The organism is Mycobacterium sp. URHD0025 (genome assembly GCF_000426065.1).
GTDB lineage: Bacteria > Actinomycetota > Actinomycetes > Mycobacteriales > Mycobacteriaceae > Mycobacterium.
This window is the reverse complement of record NZ_AUEQ01000011.1, coordinates 102,297-118,633: the sequence shown is the minus strand read 5'-3', so window position 1 is coordinate 118,633 and position 16,337 is coordinate 102,297. Positions and strand designations below refer to the sequence as shown.

Here is a 16,337-nt window from a genome sequence, read left to right as displayed (position 1 = left end):
ATCGATTCAATGACCGGATCTGTGTGAAGCCAGCGAAATTGGCGGCCTTACGGCTACGCCAGCGCGACGGGGTGACGTGCGGCCCGACGGTTGCGGTGGTGGCCGGTGCCATGCTGGATCACACGTATCGCGCGGAGTTGCTGCACGCCGACGGCGCGGCTTGGTTCGCTGCCGAACAAGGCCGAATTCACGCTGCCGTCAACCGGATTTGGCCACGGCAACTCGGGACCACGCCCGCGGGGATGGCCCGGGCGCTGAGCGACCACAGCGCCAAACGTGGAGTGACGTACCGGTGGCGGCGCTTCCGTGGCACCGGCGACGCGTTGTCGGATGTGCGCAATGCTGCCGTCGCCGGCTGGCCGGTGGCGATGCTCATCGGCGAACGCGGTATTCCGCGCCACTGGGTCTTGGTCGTCGGCGCCGCCGACGAGGACCCCGATGTACTGGAGTGCTACGAACCGTCGTCGGGCAAGGTGCTGCCCGTCGACGTCGATGCTGTGCGGAATGCTCGGCTGACCGGGCTGGGATTTCCCCGGCCGTTCGCGTTCGTCGTGCCGCGCGACGGCTACTAACGTCAGGACATGGCCCGAAAGTATGCGACCGCCGACACCGTAGGTCTCGATGAACTCCTGGACTTCGTTCGTCCGCGGCACCACATGGTGTTGACGACGTTCCGCGCCGATGGCTCGCTGCAGACCTCGCCGGTGACGGGCGGAGTGGACGCCGAGGGCCGCATCGTGATCGCCAGCTATCCGCAGCGCGCCAAGTCGGCAAACCTGCGTCGTACGCCGCGGGCCAGCGTGACGGTGCTGTCCGACGAGTTCAACGGACCGTACGTGCAAGTCGACGGCGATGCCGAGGTGATCGGACTGCCCGACGCGGTGGAACCGCTCGTCGACTACTTCCGGGCGGTCGCCGGTGAGCATTCGGATTGGGATGAATACCGGCAGGCGATGGTGGAGCAGCGCAAGTGCCTGATCCGGATCACGCCCACGCGGTGGGGGCCGGTGGCCACCGGGGGCTTCCCTCCGGGCTGAACGCCGGTGGACGCGTTGCGTTGGCTAGCAGGCCAAACTATAGTCTGGACACATGTCCAGAGGGTTCGGAGTCGACGCGTGAGCGTGTATTCCCAGCTCAGCACGATTCCGGCCGTCGGGTGATCTGATTATGCGTATCGCGTTGCTGTCCTATCGGAGCAAGACTCATTGCGGTGGCCAGGGTGTCTATGTGCGCCATCTGAGCCGCGGCCTCGCCGAACTCGGCCACGACGTCGAGGTGTTCTCCGGCCAGCCCTACCCCGAGGGCCTGGATCCCCGGGTCACGTTGACCAAGGTCCCCAGCCTCGACCTGTACCGCGAGCCGGACCCGTTCCGCGTGCCAAGGCCCAGCGAGATTCGCGACCGCATCGACGCCCTGGAGCTGGCCACCATGTGGAGCGCAGGGTTCCCGGAGCCGCGGACGTTCACCATGCGGGTCGCCCGGATCCTGGCCGAGCGCCGCGACGAGTTCGACGTCGTCCACGACAACCAGAGCCTGGGTTCGGCGCTACTGAAGATCGCCGGCCTGGGTCTGCCGGTGGTGGCCACCGTGCACCACCCCATCACCCGGGACCGCGTGGTCGAGATCGCCGCCGCCAAATGGTGGCGCAAACCGCTGGTGCGGCGCTGGTACGGGTTCGCGGAGATGCAGAAGAAGGTGGCCCGCAGGATCCCCGAACTGCTCACCGTCTCGTCGTCCTCGGCCGCCGACATCGCCGAGGACTTCGGGGTGGCGCCGAACCAGCTGCACATCGTGCCGCTGGGGGTGGACACCGAACTCTTCCGGCCCGCCGAGCATCGGGTGAGCGGACGCATCATCGCCATCGCCAGTGCCGACGTACCGCTCAAGGGTGTCAGCCATCTGCTGCATGCGGTGGCCCGGCTGCGCGTGGAACGCAATCTCGACGTGCAGCTGGTGTCCAAGCTCGAGCCGAACGGTCCGACCGAGAAACTCATCGCCGAGCTCGGGATTTCCGACATCGTGCACAGCTCCAGCGGCCTGAGCGACGAGGAACTCGCCGCGCTGCTGGCGTCGGCCGAGGTGGCGTGTATCCCGTCGCTGTACGAAGGTTTCTCACTGCCCGCCGTGGAAGCCATGGCCAGCGGCACCCCCATCGTGGCGAGCCGTGCCGGTGCGCTGCCCGAGGTGGTCGGCGACGACGGTAGCTGCGCCCGGTTGGTGCGCCCGGCCGATGTCGACGAGTTGACCGCGGTGCTCGGCGAACTGCTCGATTCACCGTTGGAGCGCCGCAAGCTCGGCGCCGCCGGGCGACAGCGGGCGCTCGATGTGTTCAGTTGGGAATCGGTTGCCGCACAGACGGTATCGGTGTACGAGATGGCCCGTGAGCGGGTAGGGAAAAAGGGGGCCGCATGCTGACCGTCGATTTCGACCGCCTCGGAGTGGGTCCTGGTACGACGGTGATCGACGTCGGCTGCGGTGCGGGCCGGCACACGTTCGAGGCATACCGGCGCGGGGCCAATGTCGTCGGATTCGACCAGAGTGTGTCCGACCTCAACGACGTCGACACGATGCTGCAGGCCATGCGGGAAGCGGGCGAGGTCCCGTTGTCGGCCAAGGGTGAGGCGGTCAAGGGCGACGCGCTCGACCTGCCCTACCCCGACTCGAACTTCGACTGCGTCATCGCCTCCGAGATCCTGGAACACGTTCCGCAAGATGAGCTGGCCATCGCCGAGCTGGTGCGGGTGCTCAAACCCGGTGGCTCACTTGCCATCACGGTGCCGCGTTGGCTCCCGGAGAAATTGTGCTGGCTGCTGTCGGACGAGTATCACGCCAACGAGGGCGGTCACATCCGCATCTACAAGGCCGACGAGTTGCGCGACAAGGTTCTGGCGCACGGACTCAAGCTCACCCACACCCACCACGAGCATGCGCTGCACTCGCCGTACTGGTGGCTCAAATGTCTTGTCGGCACCGAGAAGAACGATCACCCGGCGGTCAAGGCGTACCACCAGTTGCTGGTGTGGGACATGATGGGCCGGCCCTGGTTGACCCGTACCGCCGAGTCGCTGCTGAACCCGGTGATCGGCAAGAGCGTCGCGCTCTATTTCCGCAAGCCCGAATTCAACGGGTAGGCCGAACCGGTGCGAGTACCTGAGATCCCGGGTGTGCCCGGAGTTCTGACGCCGCAAGACTGCCTGCAGACGGCGCGGTCGATAGCCGCGACCCAGGAATCCTCGGGGGCGCTGCCGTGGTTCGACGGCGGTCACACCGACCCGTGGGATCACGTCGAGAACGCCATGGCGTTGACCGTGGCGGGCTTGATCGAACCGGCCCGCGCGGCCTTCGACTGGTGCCGCACCGTACAGCGCGCCGATGGTTCGTGGCCGATCCAGCTGCGCAACGGTGTCGTGGAAGACGCCAACAGCGACAGCAACTTCTGCGCCTACGTGGCCACCGGCGTCTGGCACCACGTCCTGATCACCGGGGACCGCGCCTTCGCCGAATCGATGTGGCCGGTGGTGACCGGCGCGCTCGACTTCGTGCTGGGCCTGCAGGCCTCCGGCGGCGAGGTCTATTGGGCCGCAAGCCCTTCCGGTCCGGTTGAAGAGGCGCTGCTGACCGGCTGCGCCAGTGTGTACCACAGCATCCGGTGCGGGCTGGCCCTCGCGGATTACCTCGACGACCCCCAGCCGGAATGGGAGGTCGCCGTCGGCCGTCTCGGGCACGCCATCGCCGCGCATCCAGAGGCGTTCTCCGCCAAGGACACCCATGCGATGGAGTGGTACTACCCGGTGCTCGGGGGAGCGCTGCGCGGCGCCGCGGCGCAATCCCGGATCGACGACCGCTGGGACGACTTCGTGGTGCCCGGACTGGGTATCCGGTGCGTCGATCACCGCCCCTGGGTCACCGGAGCGGAGACCTGCGAGCTGGTGATGGCACTGGACGCGATGGGTGACGCCCGGCGGGCCCACGAACAATTCGCGGCCATGCAGCACCTGCGTGAGGACGACGGATCCTATTGGACCGGGCTGGTTTTCGCCGATGGCAAGCGCTGGCCCGAGGAGCGCACCACCTGGACCGGCGCGGCCATGATCCTGGCCGCCGATGCGCTGTCGCAGACCACCGCGGCCAGCGGCATCTTCCGGGGAGTCGGGCTGCCCCGTGGCCTGGAAGGCGAATACGACTGCGAGTGCGTGGCGGGCCCGAAGGCCGGCGACCGCTAGTCCAGCTGCCCCGGCTCGCCGGAGGATCGCTGGAGAATCCGCATCGATCCCATCGCGGCGACCTCGTCGAAGGCGCCGGTCGCCAGTGCGCGCTGGTAGATGTGGAACGGCGCCTGCCCGCCGTCGTCGGGGTTGGGGAACACGTCGTGGATGATCAGCGCCCCGCCCACCTCGACCCACCGGGCCCAGCCGTCGAAGTCCCGCTGCGCGGCCTCCTCGGTGTGGCCACCGTCGATGAACAAGAGCCGCAACGGCGTTCGCCAGCCCCGGGCCACCACGGGTGAGCGGCCGACCACGGCCACCACGTGCTCGTCCAGGCCGGCGGCATCGAGGGTGTGGCGCATGGTGGGCAGGGTGTCGAACAGTCCGGTCACCGGATCGACCATGGTGGTGTCGTGGTATTCCCAGCCGGCCTGGTGCTCCTCCGAGCCGTGGTGATGGTCGATGGTGTAGACCACCGATCCTGTCTCCTGCGCGGCCGCGCCCAGCATGACGGTCGACTTGCCGCAGTAGGTGCCGATCTCGACCCCGATACCGCCGTCGAGGTAGCGCACCGCGGCGTCGTAGAGGGCGCGGCCCTCGTCGGCCGGCATGAATCCGGTGATCTGCTCGGCAAGGGCGAACAGGCGCTGTGCGTGAGGTGGCAGGGCAGTGTCAGCGGTGCTCATGAATGCACAACCTACCGTTGCTGGTGATGGGCGGTTGTAGTAGCGTCCGGACACGTGTCTGATGCGGCCCTGGAGTCGACGCGCCGCCGCCTGAGTGCACGGCAGGCAGACACTGTGGAACGGCTCGGACGGGCCGCGTTGCAGCTGATCACCCGCGACGGATTCGCCGGGCTGACCGTGCGTCGGGTGGCCGCGGAGGCCGGCGTCGGGGCGGCGACCGCCTACACCTACTTCTCCTCCAAGGAACACCTTGTGGCCGAGGTGTTCTGGCGCCGGCTCTCGGCCGCGCCGCCCGCCGCGCACGAGTCGGCCGATCCGGCCACCCGGGTGGTCGAGGTGTTGCAGCACATCGCCTCGCTGGTGGCCGACGAACCCGAGTTCGCCGGGGCGGTGACCAACGCGCTGCTGGGCAAGGCCCCGGACGTCGACGCATTGCGTCAGCGCATCGGCGGCGACATCCGCGGTCGCCTGGTTGCCGCACTCGGGCCAGAGGTGAACCTGGACGTCATCGAAGCGCTGGAACTGCTGTACACCGGCACCCTGGTGTGGGCGGGAATGGGTTATGACCCCTACGCCGCCGTTACCCAGCGGCTGGAGAAGTCGGCCCGGCTGATACTGCGCTGATCTCTGGCCGGTTCGTCAGGGCTGCGCCGGGCGGGGGCCGAGGATCGCCGTCGACGCGGCCACCGCGGGCCCGTAGATCTCGTGGATGTCGCGGCCGTCCTCGACGATCAGCGCGGTCAACTCCCGCAGCCCACCCAGCAGGATGATGGCCATCGGCTCGGTGAGCTGAGGTAGTCCGGCGTGCCGGAAACCGGCACTGTCGCTCAGTTGGATCAGCAGATCCGTCAGCTCGCGCAGGGCTTCGCGTTGCAACGGACGGGCCCGGCTGCCCAGTGCGGGCAGTTCGCGGATCCAACTCAGCGTGATGGCCGGGGCCGACGCGATGTGGTCGACGTAGGCGCCCACGGCCTGCCCGATCTGATCGGGCCACGACGCCTCGGGGTTGACCGCAGCCTGGATGCGCTCGACCAGGGCGGAGTTGTTGGCGCGCAGCAGTTCGAGGAAGCCGTCTTCCTTGGTGCCGAACTGGTCGTAGAACGTGCGCTTGGACGTACGGGCATGACGGACGATGTCGGCCACCGTGGTCTCCCGATAGCCCTTGTCGTTGATGGCCGCGGCAAGCCCGTCGAGCAGGCGTAGCCGGTAGGTCATCGTGCCAACCCCCTTGCGCCGCCTGGTACCTGGGAGTACCGTACCTCACAACGTTGGTACTGCGCGGTACCAGGACTGGCTGGAGATGGTATGACCGAGCTCGTAGCTGCTGAGAAGACCACCGAGAGCGCCGCACCGGGACGGACACCGCCTCCCGCGCGGGTTCCCAGGCCGCTGCAGGCCCTCGGCTTCGCTCTGGCCCGGCGCTGGGTCGTCAAACAGATCTCCGGCCGGCAAGGGGACGTCTTCAGCCTCAGGCTCCCGATCTTCGGCCCCACCGTGATCGTGGCCGACGCCCAACTGGCCAAACAACTGTTCTCGGCCAACACCGACGATGTCGGCAACATCCAGCCCAACCTCAGCCGCATCCTGGGCTCCGGATCGGTCTTCGCCCTCGACGGCACCGACCATCGTCGCCGCCGCAAGCTGCTCACCCCGCCGTTCCACGGCAAGAGCATCAGGAACTACGAGCAGATCTTCGAAGAGGAGACGCTGCGGGAAACGGCGAACTGGCCGGAAGGCCGGCAGTTCGAGACGCTCGAACCGATGATGCGGATCACCCTCAACGCGATCCTGCGCGCGGTGTTCGGCGCCGATGGCGAACAACTCGACGAGTTGCGCCGCATCATCCCGCCCTGGGTCACCCTGGGCTCACGGCTGGTGGTGGTACCCACCCCTGCCCGGACGTACGGCCGGTTCAGTCCCTGGGGACGGCTCGCCGCATACCGTCGACGCTATGACGCCGTAATCGACCGGCTGATCGACCGGGTCGAAGCCGATCCCGACTTCGACCAGCGCGACGACATCCTGGCGCTGCTGTTGCGCAGCACCTACGAGGACGGATCGGCCATGTCCCGCAAGGACATCGGAGACGAGCTCCTGACCTTGCTGGCCGCAGGCCACGAGACCACGGCGTCCACCCTGGGCTGGGCCTTCGAGCGGATCAGCCGCCATCCACAGGTGCTGGCCGAGCTGGTGGACGAGGCCGCCACCGACGGCAACGAATACCGTCAGGCCACCATCCTTGAGGTGCAACGCAACCGCACCGTCATCGACTTCGCGGGCCGCCATGTCTACGCACCGTCAATCCGGCTGGGGGAGTGGGAGATACCGCGTGGCCATTCGGTCATCGTGGCCATCTCGCAGATCCAGGAGGCCGAGAAGGAGTTTTCCGAGCCAGACCGGTTCGACCCACAGCGATTCGTCGGCAGCCGCCCGGGCCTGGGCTGGCTACCGTACGGCGGCGGCACCCGACGCTGCGTCGGAGCGGTGTTCGCCAACGTCGAGATGGACGTGGTACTGCGAACGGTATTGCGGCACTTCGTCATCGACACCACGACCGCACCGGGAGAAAAGGTGCACTCCCGCGGAGTGGCCTACACCCCGGCGGCGGGCGGACGCCTCGTCGTACATCGCCGCGCCACGCCGCTCGGGCTTGACCGTCCCTAGCTCGTGGTCTGACGCTTCGGGAGCTTCCAGCCGGCGCGAGGGAAGTGGCAGGTGTACCCGTTCGGGTAGTGCTGCAGGTAATCCTGATGCTCGGGCTCGGCCTCCCAGAAATCGCCCGCCGCGGTCACCTCGGTGACCACCTTGCCGGGCCACAAACCCGACGCGTCCACGTCGGCGATGGTGTCGAGCGCGACCCGCTTCTGCTCGTCGTCGAGGTAGAAGATCGCCGACCGGTAGCTGCTGCCGACATCGTTGCCCTGCCGGTCCTTGGTGGACGGGTCGTGGATCTGGAAGAAGAACTCGAGTAGCGCGCGATAGTCGGTCTGTGTCGGGTCGTAGACGATCTCCACGGCCTCGGCGTGGCCGGGATGATTCCGGTAGGTCGGGTGGTCGTTGCGTCCACCGGTGTAGCCCACGCGCGTCGAGATCACCCCGGGCTGCTTACGGATCAGATCCTGCATGCCCCAGAAGCAGCCGCCCGCAAGAATCGCTGTCGAATAGTTGCCCATGTTCCCCATTGTGCTCCGTGATTACCGTGGTGGTCATGCGTGCAGTTGCAACCGCCGGGCTCGCCTGTTTACTCCTGCTGGCCGGTGGCCCTACCGCGGGTGCCGACCCGCAGCCGGCGGCAGTGCCCGAGGTGCCGCCCGATCCGGCGCGGACCCTGTTCACCGACAACCCCGCCATCGTCGGTCCGCACATCACCCGGATCGAATCCTTCAGCCGTGACGACGGCGGCCTGCGGGTCAACTTCACGGCGGGCACCCCGGACTGCTTCGGCGTCCACCTGATCACGCGGGAGACCGCCGACACAGTCACGATCGAGCTTCGCGGCGGCACACCACCGGAGTCCGTCGGCCGCATGTGTATCGCCCTCGCGGTGAGCGGCACCGCCGAGGTGGAACTGCAGGCACCGCTGGGTTCTCGGCAGGTGCTGGCGGTGTAGCGACAGGTCTCGACAAAGGCCGGTAGAACGTGTTCTAGTTTTGGGGTGACGAGCAGGTCCTTCAGCCGCGATGAACTCGCCGCTGCCTTCGAAACATTCGAGCAGACCGTCGACCGGGCCGCGCAGACCAAGAACTGGGACATCTGGGCGGACCACTACACGGTCGACGTCGATTACATCGAGCACGCCGTGGGCACCATGAAGGGCCGCGAGCAGGTCCGGCCGTGGATCTGGAAGACCATGACCACCTTCCCCGGCAGCTACATGACGGCCTTCCCGTCGCTGTGGTCGGTGATCGACGAACCCACGGGCCGCATCATCTGCGAACTGGACAACCCGATGCGCGATCCGGGGGACGGCACCATCATCAGCGCCACCAACATCTCGATCCTCACCTATGCCGGCGACGGCCTGTGGTCACGGCAGGAAGACGTCTACAACCCACTGCGATTCGCCTCGGCGGCGCGCAAGTGGTGCCGCAAGGCAGCCGAACTCGGGACCCTGACCGATGAGGCCGAGGAGTGGCTCAAGAAGTTCGGCCGATGAGCGCTTGCGCGAAGAGGAGAAAGGCGGGTACCCGGTGAGCGCCAAACTGGTCATCGGCGCCAACGGCTTCCTGGGATCGCATGTGCTGCGGCAGTTGGTCGCTGCTGATGACGGTTCCGAGGTTCGGGCCATGGTGCGACCGAACGCCAACACCATCTCCATCGATGACCTACCGGTGACGCGGTTTCTCGGCGATGTCTTCGACACCGAGGCCCTGCGCGAGGCGATGACCGGTTGTGACGTCGTCTACCACTGCGTCGTCGACGCCCGTGGTTGGCTGCGTGATCCGGCGCCCCTGTTCCGCACCAACGTCGAGGGCACCCGCAACGTGCTCGACGTCGCTGTGGGCACGCCCGGTTTGCGCAAGTTCGTCTACACCAGCAGCTACGTCACCGTGGGCCGCAAGCGGGGCCAGCGGTCGACCGAGGCCGACATCGCCGACGTGTCGAAGGTGACGCCGTACGTGCGCTCGCGCATACAGGCCGAAGATCTTGTGCTGCAATACGCGCGGGAACGCGGCCTGCCTGCAGTCGCGATGTGCGTGTCCACCACCTACGGCAGCGGTGACTGGGGCCGAACCCCGCACGGCGCGATCATCGCCGGCGCCGCATTCGGCAAGCTACCGTTCGTGATGAGCGGAATCGACCTGGAAGCCGTCGGTATCGACGACGCGGCCAAGGCCATGTTGCTTGCCGCTGACCGGGGCACCCCCGGCGAGCGCTACCTGATCTCGGAGAAGATGATCAGCAACGCCGAGGTGGCCAGGTTGGCCGCCGAGGCCGCCGGCGTCGCGCCTCCGCAGCGGTCGATTCCGCTACCGGTGTCCTATGCGCTGGCCGCAGCAGGCACCATCAAAGGTAAGTTACGCGGCACCGACGAACGTTTGTCGCTGGAATCCCTGAGGCTCATGCGGGCCGAAGCCGAACTCGACCATTCCAAGGCCGTGCGTGAACTCGGTTGGCAGCCAAGGCCTGTCGAGGAATCGATCGCCGAAGCGGCGAAGTTCTGGGTGGGACTGCGGGCGGCCAAACGCGCACAGAAAAACAGCTGAACACCACGCCGTGCGGCGTTAAGCCACTGGGCGCCATGCGTATTCCGGCCTAACCTGGCGAACATGACCGACAAGCTGAAAGTCGACCTGACCGGGGCTCCGCAGACCATGCTGGCGACGTTCTACGCCAAGGCGCTCGACGCCGGCACGCCCAACCCGATCCTCGGCGACAAGTTGGCGAAGGACATCGCCGACCGCATCGACTACGACTGGAGCCGCACCTCGATCACCGAGGCGACTTCACCGTCGGTGACCACCCGCAGCGCGCATTTCGATCGGTGGACCCGGCAGTTCCTGGCAGTCCACCCCGACGCCGTGGTGCTGCATCTGGGATGCGGTCTGGACGGCCGATTCTTCCGGGTCGAGCCCGGTCCCGGCGTGGAGTGGTACGACATCGACTACCCCGACGTCGCACACCTGCGTGAGCAGCTCTACCCGTCCGCCGAGCACTACCACGTCATCGCCGCCTCGGTGACCGACCCGGCGTGGCTGCGCGACATCCCCGCCGACCGGCCGACCCTCATGGTCGGTGAAGGGTTGACGATGTACCTCACCGAAGACGACGGCGTCGCGCTCCTGCGGCGCATCGTCGACCGATTCCCTTCGGGCGAACTGCAATTCGATGCGTTCAACAGCTTCGGAATCAAATCGCAGTGGGTCAACACGGTGGTGCGCCGGTCCGGGGCCAAACTCCACTGGGCCATCGACAGTCCCGAAGACATCCTGCGTGCGGTGCCCGGCACCCGTTTGTTGGTCCGGGAGTCGCCCTTCGACGATCCGGTGTTCAACACGCTGCCCTGGTACTACCGGATGATGCTGGCCGTCATGAAGCCGGTTCCGGTGCTGCGGTACATGGCGCAGTATCACCGGTACGCGTTCTGAGTCAGGTTCGTAAAGCAAAGAGGGGCAACCCTTTCCGGGCTGCCCCTCTTCGTCTGTCAGTGTCACCGACCGCTGTGCCGCACGGTGGTATCTACCTTCGGAACCATCGGCTTGGGGTGGATCTGGTCCAGCCAGTCCAGGTGGTCGACACCCGAGGAGATGGTGACGGAGCTTGGCGCTGCGATATGAGCGGGCTCGGCAGCCTGGGCCGGCCCGGCCAGACCCAGGACAGCTGCGCTCAGTCCGCTGGCGGCGATGACGGCGAATCCGAACTTCTTCATTTTCTGCTTCTTCCTGCCTCGTCCGGCTGTCGATTTCTGTGCTCTCTGTGCCGGTATGTCTGTCCAAACCGAGAGCTCAACGGGCAAATTTCCGTTGGCAGAAATTGATCGGCTCATGGCAGTAACAAGCATGGCCAATCGAAATCTGCCAGTGCTGTGGGCGGGGCGGGACCGCCCGAGCCTCGCGGCAGAAGTGTCACCGATGTCCTGATAGATAACGCGTGAACGTGTCACCCGGCAGTGGCATAATCGAACACATGTTCGACGGGGATTCCGATGATGGCGGTGCGACGCTGATCGACGCGATCACCGCCGGGGCGCGCGCGGAATCGGCGGCCATCGCGGCCCGATTGGCCGCGATCGGGGAACTGGATACCCGCCGCGAACAGGAACTGGCCGAGACCGTTTTTTGGACCACCGATCCGTTTGAGGAGGTGGCCGCCGAGATCTCAGCGGCCCTGCGGATCAGCCGCAACCGGGCCGGTACCCAGATCCGGCGGGCCCGGGTGTTGCGCGACAAACTGCCCCTGGTGGCAGCCCGATTCGCCGCCGGCGACATCGACTACCGGGTGGTGTGCATCATCATCGCCCGCACCGAAACCGTCCACTCCTCGGTGTGGGCACAGCTCGATGAGGCACTGGCCTCGCGGGCCCGCACCTGGATGCGACTGTCCGAACGACAGTTGCGTGAACGCGTTGATCAGCAGGTCGCCAAACTGGACCCCCACGGAGTACGAGTCCCACCGGATCTGACCGAAGACGCGTTCGTTCAGATCGACCCCGGCAGCCCCGGACGGGCCACACTATGGGCCAACGTCGATGCCGTCGACGCGGCGGCGTTGGATCAGCGCCTGGATGCGGTGGCCAACACGGTCTGTGACAACGATCCGCGTACTCATGCGCAGCGTCGTGCTGCCGCGATCGGGCCGGTGGCCCGTATGGAAGCCCAGTTGCGGTGCCTGTGCGGGCTACCCGACTGCGCGGCCACGCAGAAACGCGCGGCTGCCAATGCCGCGGTCGTACATGTCCTTGCTGAGCGGGCCACTGTGGACGGCACCTCCACCAATCCGGGCTACCTACCCGGGCACGGCATCCTGCCTGCCCACCGTGTGCGCGACATGGTGGGCTCGGCCAAACTCAAGCCGCTTCACGTACCGGCCGAGACAGCTAAGCGGACCCCGCCTACCGAGGCGGACGAACCGTCTGAACTAAGCGAACCTGCCGAACCCAGCGAGCCGACCGCATCTCCCGAACCGACTGAGCTCGGCGAGCCCGGGTACCGCCCGTCGGTGGGGCTCTCCGAATTCATCCAGTGGCGCGACCTGACCTGCCGATTCCCCGGCTGCGACGCCCCCGCCCAACGCTGCGATGTTGACCACAGCGTGCCCTACCCGCTGGGACCGACGCATCCGTCGAACAACAAGCTCTACTGCCGGGCACATCACCTACTGAAAACTTTCAGCGCCGGCTGGTCGGATCGCCAATTACCCGACGGCACCATCGAATTCACCGCACCCACCGGCCACACCTACATCACCGAACCCCACGGCGCCGCCATGTTCCCGGCATTAGCCACACCGACCGGCAACCTGGAGCTACCCGAACCCGAGACACCCCACCCCAACCGCGGCACGAGGATGCCGACCCGCTACCGCACCCGCGAACAAGACCGCCAACACCGCATCACCGAAGAACGCTGCCTACGCGCCGAACTCAACAACAACCTCGAACACGAACACCAATTCCAAGCCTGGATCGCCGAACACTACGAGCCACCCCCACCATTCTGAGTGGTATCGCTCGACGGATCAGCCTTCGGCGCGCGCCTTGAGCCGCTGCAGGGTGAGCTGGATGTTCTCGGCGTTGGCGCAATCACGATCAGGGACGCCGGTGGCCAGGCCCGCCACCTTCTTGAACCACCCTGCGCGACGGTCCCAGGTCGACTCCGTCACCGTGCAGCCGCCGTCGGCAGCCTCGATGTCGTAACGCCAGTGCGCGACCGGGAACACCATGGACTTCACGTCGAAGGCGAACGTCTTACCCGGCTCAGCGTCGGTCACCGTGCAGGTGGTGGTCCAGGCCTTCGAACCATTGCGGTTGTGCCCCTTGAAAACCGAACCGGGTTCGGCGGAATTACCCTTCTGCCACTCCATCGCGTGCGCTTCCTCGGCGAGTGAAGCCATCGCGGACAGATCGGTGATGAGCGCGTACACCGCCTCGGGATCGGCAGCGATGGACACAGTGGCTTTCACGGGCGCGGTCATGGGGGTGATCGTAGTCGGGGAATCCGTCGCCATGGCCATGACGTTGTGTTCGTTATGACCGAGCGCCAGGTGCTGCAGCCGAGCGCAGCCCACCCCATCACCATCACCCCGACCGGCCGTCGGGTCACCGTCACGGTAGGCGGCGCAATCGTCGCGCAGACCGATGCCGCGCTGACCCTGCAGGAGTCGACCTATCCAGCGGTGCAGTACATTCCGCGAGCCGATGTGGTGTCCGAGACGCTGACCCGCAGCGGGACCACCACCTACTGTCCGTATAAGGGTGAGGCGAACTATTACCACGTCGGCGGCGTCGAGGACGCCGTCTGGACCTATGAACAGCCGTATCAGGCAGTCGCTGACATCGCAGGTCACCTGGCGTTCTACCCGGACAAAGCTGTCATCCACCTGGCCTAACCTGGTGCGGTGCCCTCAACCAGCGTCGTATTCGGAAGCCCGGCCAGCCCGGGCCTGACGCTGGCCCCGTGGCGCCGCGGCAGTGGAGATCCGTGCAACCGCGTCTGCGCGGACGGCACGATCTGGCGGACCAGCGCGATGAAGTCCGGTCCGGTCACCGCGCGGATCACAAAATCGGCCCCCGACACCGTGGACTGCGAGGCGTGGGGCGCAGGCAGTGCCGAGTTCCTGGACGGATTCTCGGCGCTGGTGGGCGCCGAGGACGACGCCGCCGCCTTCGACCCGGTTGAGCCGACGATCGCCGAGGCGCATCGGCGGGTGCCGCATCTACGTCTGGGCCGCAGCGGCCTCATCCTCGAGGCCCTGGTGCCCGCGATCATCGAGCAGCGGGTCTCGGGCATGGACGCTTGGCGGGCCTGGCGGCGGTTGGTGACGAAGTATGGCGCCCCGGCTCCGGGACCGGCTCCGGTCGGCATGCGGGTTGCGCCGACCGGGGACATCTGGCGGCGCATCCCGTCGTGGGAGTTTCACCGGGCCAATGTGGATCCGGGCCGGGCCCGCACGATCGTCGGCTGCGCGCAGCGCGCCGATGCCCTCGAAAGGCTGACCGCCGAGCGGGCGGTAACGGCGCTGCGGTCACTGCCGGGGATTGGTGAATGGACAGCGGCCGAAACCGTCCAACGTGCTTTCGGTGACGCCGACGCGCTGTCGGTGGGCGACTATCACCTCGCGACCATGGTGGGACGCAGCCTGCTCGGCAGGCCGATCGACGACGCGGCCATGGTGGAACTCCTCGAGCCGCTGCGGCCTCACCGGCAGCGTGCGGTTCGATTGTTGGAAGCCAGTGGGCTGGCCCATAATCCGCGCTTCGGAGCGCGTCAGGCCATCCCGAATCTGCGCGCGCTGTAACCGGGTGATTGTCCGGCGCGGTTGTCGGGTACCCGGGACGGGACCGATCGTGAACCGAAAGGAACCGTGATGACCGCGTTCACCATTCCCGGCCTGACCGAGAAGCAGGGCAACGAAGTGGCCCAGCTGCTGCAGAAGCAGCTCAGCACGTACAACGACCTGCACCTGACGCTCAAGCACGTCCACTGGAACGTCGTCGGCCCGAACTTCATCGGTGTGCACGAGATGATCGACCCGCAGGTGACCCTGGTGCGGGCCTACGCCGATGAGGTGGCTGAACGGATCGCCGCACTGGGCAAATCGCCGAAGGGCACGCCTGGCGCCATCATCTCCGACCGCACCTGGGATGACTACTCCGTCGGCCGTGACAACGTGCAAGCTCACCTCGCCGCCCTCGACCTGGTCTACAACGGCGTGATCGAGGACACTCGTAAGGCCATCGACCGTCTGGAAAAACTCGACCTGGTGTCCCAGGACGTCCTGATCGATCACGCCGCCGAACTCGAGAAGTTCCAGTGGTTCGTCAGGGCGCATCTGGAGAGCGCAGGAGGCACGCTGGCTCATGAAGGCGCACCCACCGAACGTGGGGCGGCAGGCAAGGCTCGGCGCAAGAGCGCGTAGGCGGGTTGACCTCAACCATTGTTGAGGTGCCAGGCTCGGCGATATGCCTACCTGGATATGCACCGGATGCGGTGTGGAACATCGAGATTCCGCTGTCGAACCGGCGCAGAGCTGTGTCCTGACATCCGAGGACGTATCGATCGAGGAACGCGGCGACTTGCCGCCCCATGGCACTTGGACCACGCTGGACGAACTGGCCGCCCAACCGCACCACACCGAACATCTCGACCATGGCCGCGGAGTGCACAGTCTGCGGAGGGCGCCCAGGTTCGCCATCGGACACCGGTCGTTTCTGGTGCAGACCGCACACGGAAACCTGTTGTGGGACTCGCCGAGCTACCTGGACGACGAGATCGTCGGCCTGGTTCACGGCCTCGGCGGTGTTGCTGCCGTAGCTGCCAGCCATCCCCACATGTTCGGCGCGCAACTCAGTTGGAGCAAGGCGTTCGGGGACGTGCCGGTGTACGTGAATGCGCTTGACGCCGAGTGGCTTCCGTCCCCGGATCAGCTGATCGAGTTGTGGAACGACGAGTCCGAACCGCTGCCCGGACTGCGGCTGATACACGTCGGCGGCCATATGCGGGGCAGTTCGGTGGCGCTGACGCCGGACGGCACCATGCTGGTGGGGGACACCATCTCCGGTGGTCTGGCGCGGAACTGGGTGTCGTTCCAGCGGAACTTCCCCAAGCACATCCCACTGTCTGCCGCGGTGGTACGGCGGATCGTGGACCGGCTCGACGAATACGACTACGACCGGCTCTACACCCTTGGCGGCGATGAGATCGACAACGCCGCCAAGGATGTGGTGCACCGGTCAGCTGAAACTCACATCCGATGGGTCAGTGGGGAATTCGATCATCTGACCTGA

The 16,337-nt window shown here is 66.6% G+C and carries 21 protein-coding genes; 16 read left to right on the top strand and 5 right to left on the bottom strand.

Features of this window, described 5'->3' with window-relative positions; translation table 11 throughout:
* Positions 1-23 precede the first annotated feature (23 nt).
* The 5 genes from H977_RS0117475 (at position 24) to mmpH (ending at position 4,223) form a co-directional block, all read left to right on the top strand.
* Positions 24-572, top strand: a complete 549-nt coding sequence (locus H977_RS0117475) for a cysteine peptidase family C39 domain-containing protein (protein ID WP_029109064.1) — start codon at positions 24-26, stop codon at positions 570-572.
* A 9-nt stretch (positions 573-581) separates the two neighbouring features.
* Entirely contained in the window at positions 582-1,037 is a 456-nt protein-coding gene (locus H977_RS0117470) for a PPOX class F420-dependent oxidoreductase (protein WP_029109063.1), read from the top strand.
* Positions 1,038-1,167: 130 nt separating this feature from the next.
* Positions 1,168-2,415 carry an MMP alpha-(1->4)-mannosyltransferase gene (manT, locus tag H977_RS0117465; RefSeq protein WP_029109062.1) on the top strand — a complete coding sequence of 416 codons (1,248 nt, stop codon included), beginning with the start codon at positions 1,168-1,170 and terminating at the stop codon, positions 2,413-2,415.
* Positions 2,409-3,131, top strand: a complete 723-nt coding sequence (locus H977_RS0117460) for a class I SAM-dependent methyltransferase (protein WP_029109061.1) — start codon at positions 2,409-2,411, stop codon at positions 3,129-3,131. The genes manT and H977_RS0117460 overlap by 7 nt, the downstream gene beginning before the upstream one ends.
* Positions 3,132-3,140: 9 nt before the next feature.
* The gene (gene mmpH, locus H977_RS0117455) at positions 3,141-4,223 is read left to right on the top strand and encodes an MMP endo-(1,4)-3-O-methyl-alpha-D-mannosidase (RefSeq protein ID WP_196808267.1); all 1,083 of its coding nucleotides are present in this window, start codon (positions 3,141-3,143) and stop codon (positions 4,221-4,223) included.
* On the opposite strand, the gene H977_RS0117450 is transcribed toward mmpH, so the two are convergent.
* On the bottom strand, positions 4,220-4,891 hold the full coding sequence (locus tag H977_RS0117450; RefSeq protein ID WP_029109059.1) for a class I SAM-dependent methyltransferase: 672 nt from the start codon (positions 4,889-4,891) through the stop codon (positions 4,220-4,222). The genes mmpH and H977_RS0117450 overlap by 4 nt on opposite strands.
* A gap of 54 nt (positions 4,892-4,945) precedes the next feature.
* On the opposite strand from H977_RS0117450, the gene H977_RS0117445 reads away from it, so the two are divergent.
* Positions 4,946-5,515, top strand: coding sequence for a TetR/AcrR family transcriptional regulator (locus H977_RS0117445; RefSeq protein ID WP_029109058.1), 570 nt, complete (start codon positions 4,946-4,948; stop codon positions 5,513-5,515).
* A 15-nt stretch (positions 5,516-5,530) separates the two neighbouring features.
* On the opposite strand, the gene H977_RS0117440 is transcribed toward H977_RS0117445, so the two are convergent.
* Positions 5,531-6,106: a TetR/AcrR family transcriptional regulator gene (locus H977_RS0117440; protein ID WP_029109057.1), complete on the bottom strand. Its 576-nt coding sequence runs from the start codon at positions 6,104-6,106 to the stop codon at positions 5,531-5,533.
* A gap of 75 nt (positions 6,107-6,181) precedes the next feature.
* On the opposite strand from H977_RS0117440, the gene H977_RS0117435 reads away from it, so the two are divergent.
* A complete protein-coding gene (locus tag H977_RS0117435) occupies positions 6,182-7,555 on the top strand; it encodes a cytochrome P450 (protein WP_502691183.1) in 1,374 nt (457 codons plus the stop codon).
* Here H977_RS0117435 and msrA read toward each other — a convergent pair.
* The gene (gene msrA, locus H977_RS0117430) at positions 7,552-8,064 is read right to left on the bottom strand and encodes a peptide-methionine (S)-S-oxide reductase MsrA (protein ID WP_029109055.1); all 513 of its coding nucleotides are present in this window, start codon (positions 8,062-8,064) and stop codon (positions 7,552-7,554) included. The genes H977_RS0117435 and msrA overlap by 4 nt on opposite strands.
* A 35-nt stretch (positions 8,065-8,099) precedes the next feature.
* Between msrA and H977_RS0117425 the strand changes: the two genes are divergently transcribed.
* The 4 genes from H977_RS0117425 to H977_RS0117410 all read left to right on the top strand — a co-directional run bounded on the left by H977_RS0117425 (position 8,100) and on the right by H977_RS0117410 (position 10,980).
* On the top strand, positions 8,100-8,501 hold the full coding sequence (locus H977_RS0117425) for a hypothetical protein (protein WP_029109054.1): 402 nt from the start codon (positions 8,100-8,102) through the stop codon (positions 8,499-8,501).
* 45 nt (positions 8,502-8,546) lie between these two features.
* Positions 8,547-9,047, top strand: a complete 501-nt coding sequence (locus tag H977_RS0117420) for a nuclear transport factor 2-like protein (protein ID WP_029109053.1) — start codon at positions 8,547-8,549, stop codon at positions 9,045-9,047.
* Positions 9,048-9,081: 34 nt separating this feature from the next.
* Positions 9,082-10,098, top strand: a complete 1,017-nt coding sequence (locus H977_RS0117415) for an NAD-dependent epimerase/dehydratase family protein (RefSeq protein WP_029109052.1) — start codon at positions 9,082-9,084, stop codon at positions 10,096-10,098.
* A gap of 63 nt (positions 10,099-10,161) precedes the next feature.
* Positions 10,162-10,980: a class I SAM-dependent methyltransferase gene (locus H977_RS0117410; RefSeq protein WP_029109051.1), complete on the top strand. Its 819-nt coding sequence runs from the start codon at positions 10,162-10,164 to the stop codon at positions 10,978-10,980.
* Between the two features lie 62 nt (positions 10,981-11,042).
* Here the strand turns inward: H977_RS0117410 and H977_RS0117405 are convergent, their stop codons facing one another.
* Complete coding sequence (locus tag H977_RS0117405) at positions 11,043-11,261, bottom strand: hypothetical protein (protein WP_029109050.1); 219 nt, start codon at positions 11,259-11,261, stop codon at positions 11,043-11,045.
* A 257-nt stretch (positions 11,262-11,518) separates the two neighbouring features.
* Here H977_RS0117405 and H977_RS0117400 point away from each other — a divergent pair, with 257 nt between their 5' ends.
* Entirely contained in the window at positions 11,519-13,051 is a 1,533-nt protein-coding gene (locus H977_RS0117400) for an HNH endonuclease signature motif containing protein (protein ID WP_029109049.1), read from the top strand.
* An 18-nt stretch (positions 13,052-13,069) separates the two neighbouring features.
* On the opposite strand, the gene H977_RS0117395 is transcribed toward H977_RS0117400, so the two are convergent.
* Positions 13,070-13,525, bottom strand: a complete 456-nt coding sequence (locus H977_RS0117395; protein WP_029109048.1) for an SRPBCC family protein — start codon at positions 13,523-13,525, stop codon at positions 13,070-13,072.
* A 54-nt stretch (positions 13,526-13,579) separates the two neighbouring features.
* Between H977_RS0117395 and H977_RS0117390 the strand changes: the two genes are divergently transcribed.
* The 4 genes from H977_RS0117390 (at position 13,580) to H977_RS0117375 (ending at position 16,337) form a co-directional block, all read left to right on the top strand.
* Entirely contained in the window at positions 13,580-13,939 is a 360-nt protein-coding gene (locus H977_RS0117390; RefSeq protein ID WP_029109047.1) for a DUF427 domain-containing protein, read from the top strand.
* A gap of 9 nt (positions 13,940-13,948) precedes the next feature.
* A complete protein-coding gene (locus H977_RS0117385) occupies positions 13,949-14,848 on the top strand; it encodes a DNA-3-methyladenine glycosylase family protein (protein WP_029109046.1) in 900 nt (299 codons plus the stop codon).
* Positions 14,849-14,917: 69 nt separating this feature from the next.
* Positions 14,918-15,469 carry a Dps family protein gene (locus H977_RS0117380; protein ID WP_029109045.1) on the top strand — a complete coding sequence of 184 codons (552 nt, stop codon included), beginning with the start codon at positions 14,918-14,920 and terminating at the stop codon, positions 15,467-15,469.
* Positions 15,470-15,512: 43 nt separating this feature from the next.
* Positions 15,513-16,337, top strand: coding sequence for an MBL fold metallo-hydrolase (locus tag H977_RS0117375; RefSeq protein WP_029109044.1), 825 nt, complete (start codon positions 15,513-15,515; stop codon positions 16,335-16,337).

What these genes read in the sequence shown, in the direction of transcription:
- H977_RS0117470 (WP_029109063.1), top strand. Translation starts at nt 582, where the DNA reads ATGGCCCGAAAGTATGCGACCGCCGACACCGTAGGTCTCGATGAACTC.
- manT (WP_029109062.1), top strand. Translation starts at nt 1,168, where the DNA reads ATGCGTATCGCGTTGCTGTCCTATCGGAGCAAGACTCATTGCGGTGGC.
- H977_RS0117460 (WP_029109061.1), top strand. Translation starts at nt 2,409, where the DNA reads ATGCTGACCGTCGATTTCGACCGCCTCGGAGTGGGTCCTGGTACGACG.
- H977_RS0117450 (WP_029109059.1), bottom strand. Translation starts at nt 4,891, where the DNA reads ATGAGCACCGCTGACACTGCCCTGCCACCTCACGCACAGCGCCTGTTC.
- H977_RS0117440 (WP_029109057.1), bottom strand. Translation starts at nt 6,106, where the DNA reads ATGACCTACCGGCTACGCCTGCTCGACGGGCTTGCCGCGGCCATCAAC.
- msrA (WP_029109055.1), bottom strand. Translation starts at nt 8,064, where the DNA reads ATGGGCAACTATTCGACAGCGATTCTTGCGGGCGGCTGCTTCTGGGGC.
- H977_RS0117425 (WP_029109054.1), top strand. Translation starts at nt 8,100, where the DNA reads ATGCGTGCAGTTGCAACCGCCGGGCTCGCCTGTTTACTCCTGCTGGCC.
- H977_RS0117410 (WP_029109051.1), top strand. Translation starts at nt 10,162, where the DNA reads ATGACCGACAAGCTGAAAGTCGACCTGACCGGGGCTCCGCAGACCATG.
- H977_RS0117405 (WP_029109050.1), bottom strand. Translation starts at nt 11,261, where the DNA reads ATGAAGAAGTTCGGATTCGCCGTCATCGCCGCCAGCGGACTGAGCGCA.
- H977_RS0117400 (WP_029109049.1), top strand. Translation starts at nt 11,519, where the DNA reads ATGTTCGACGGGGATTCCGATGATGGCGGTGCGACGCTGATCGACGCG.
- H977_RS0117395 (WP_029109048.1), bottom strand. Translation starts at nt 13,525, where the DNA reads ATGACCGCGCCCGTGAAAGCCACTGTGTCCATCGCTGCCGATCCCGAG.
- H977_RS0117390 (WP_029109047.1), top strand. Translation starts at nt 13,580, where the DNA reads ATGACCGAGCGCCAGGTGCTGCAGCCGAGCGCAGCCCACCCCATCACC.
- H977_RS0117380 (WP_029109045.1), top strand. Translation starts at nt 14,918, where the DNA reads ATGACCGCGTTCACCATTCCCGGCCTGACCGAGAAGCAGGGCAACGAA.
- H977_RS0117375 (WP_029109044.1), top strand. Translation starts at nt 15,513, where the DNA reads ATGCCTACCTGGATATGCACCGGATGCGGTGTGGAACATCGAGATTCC.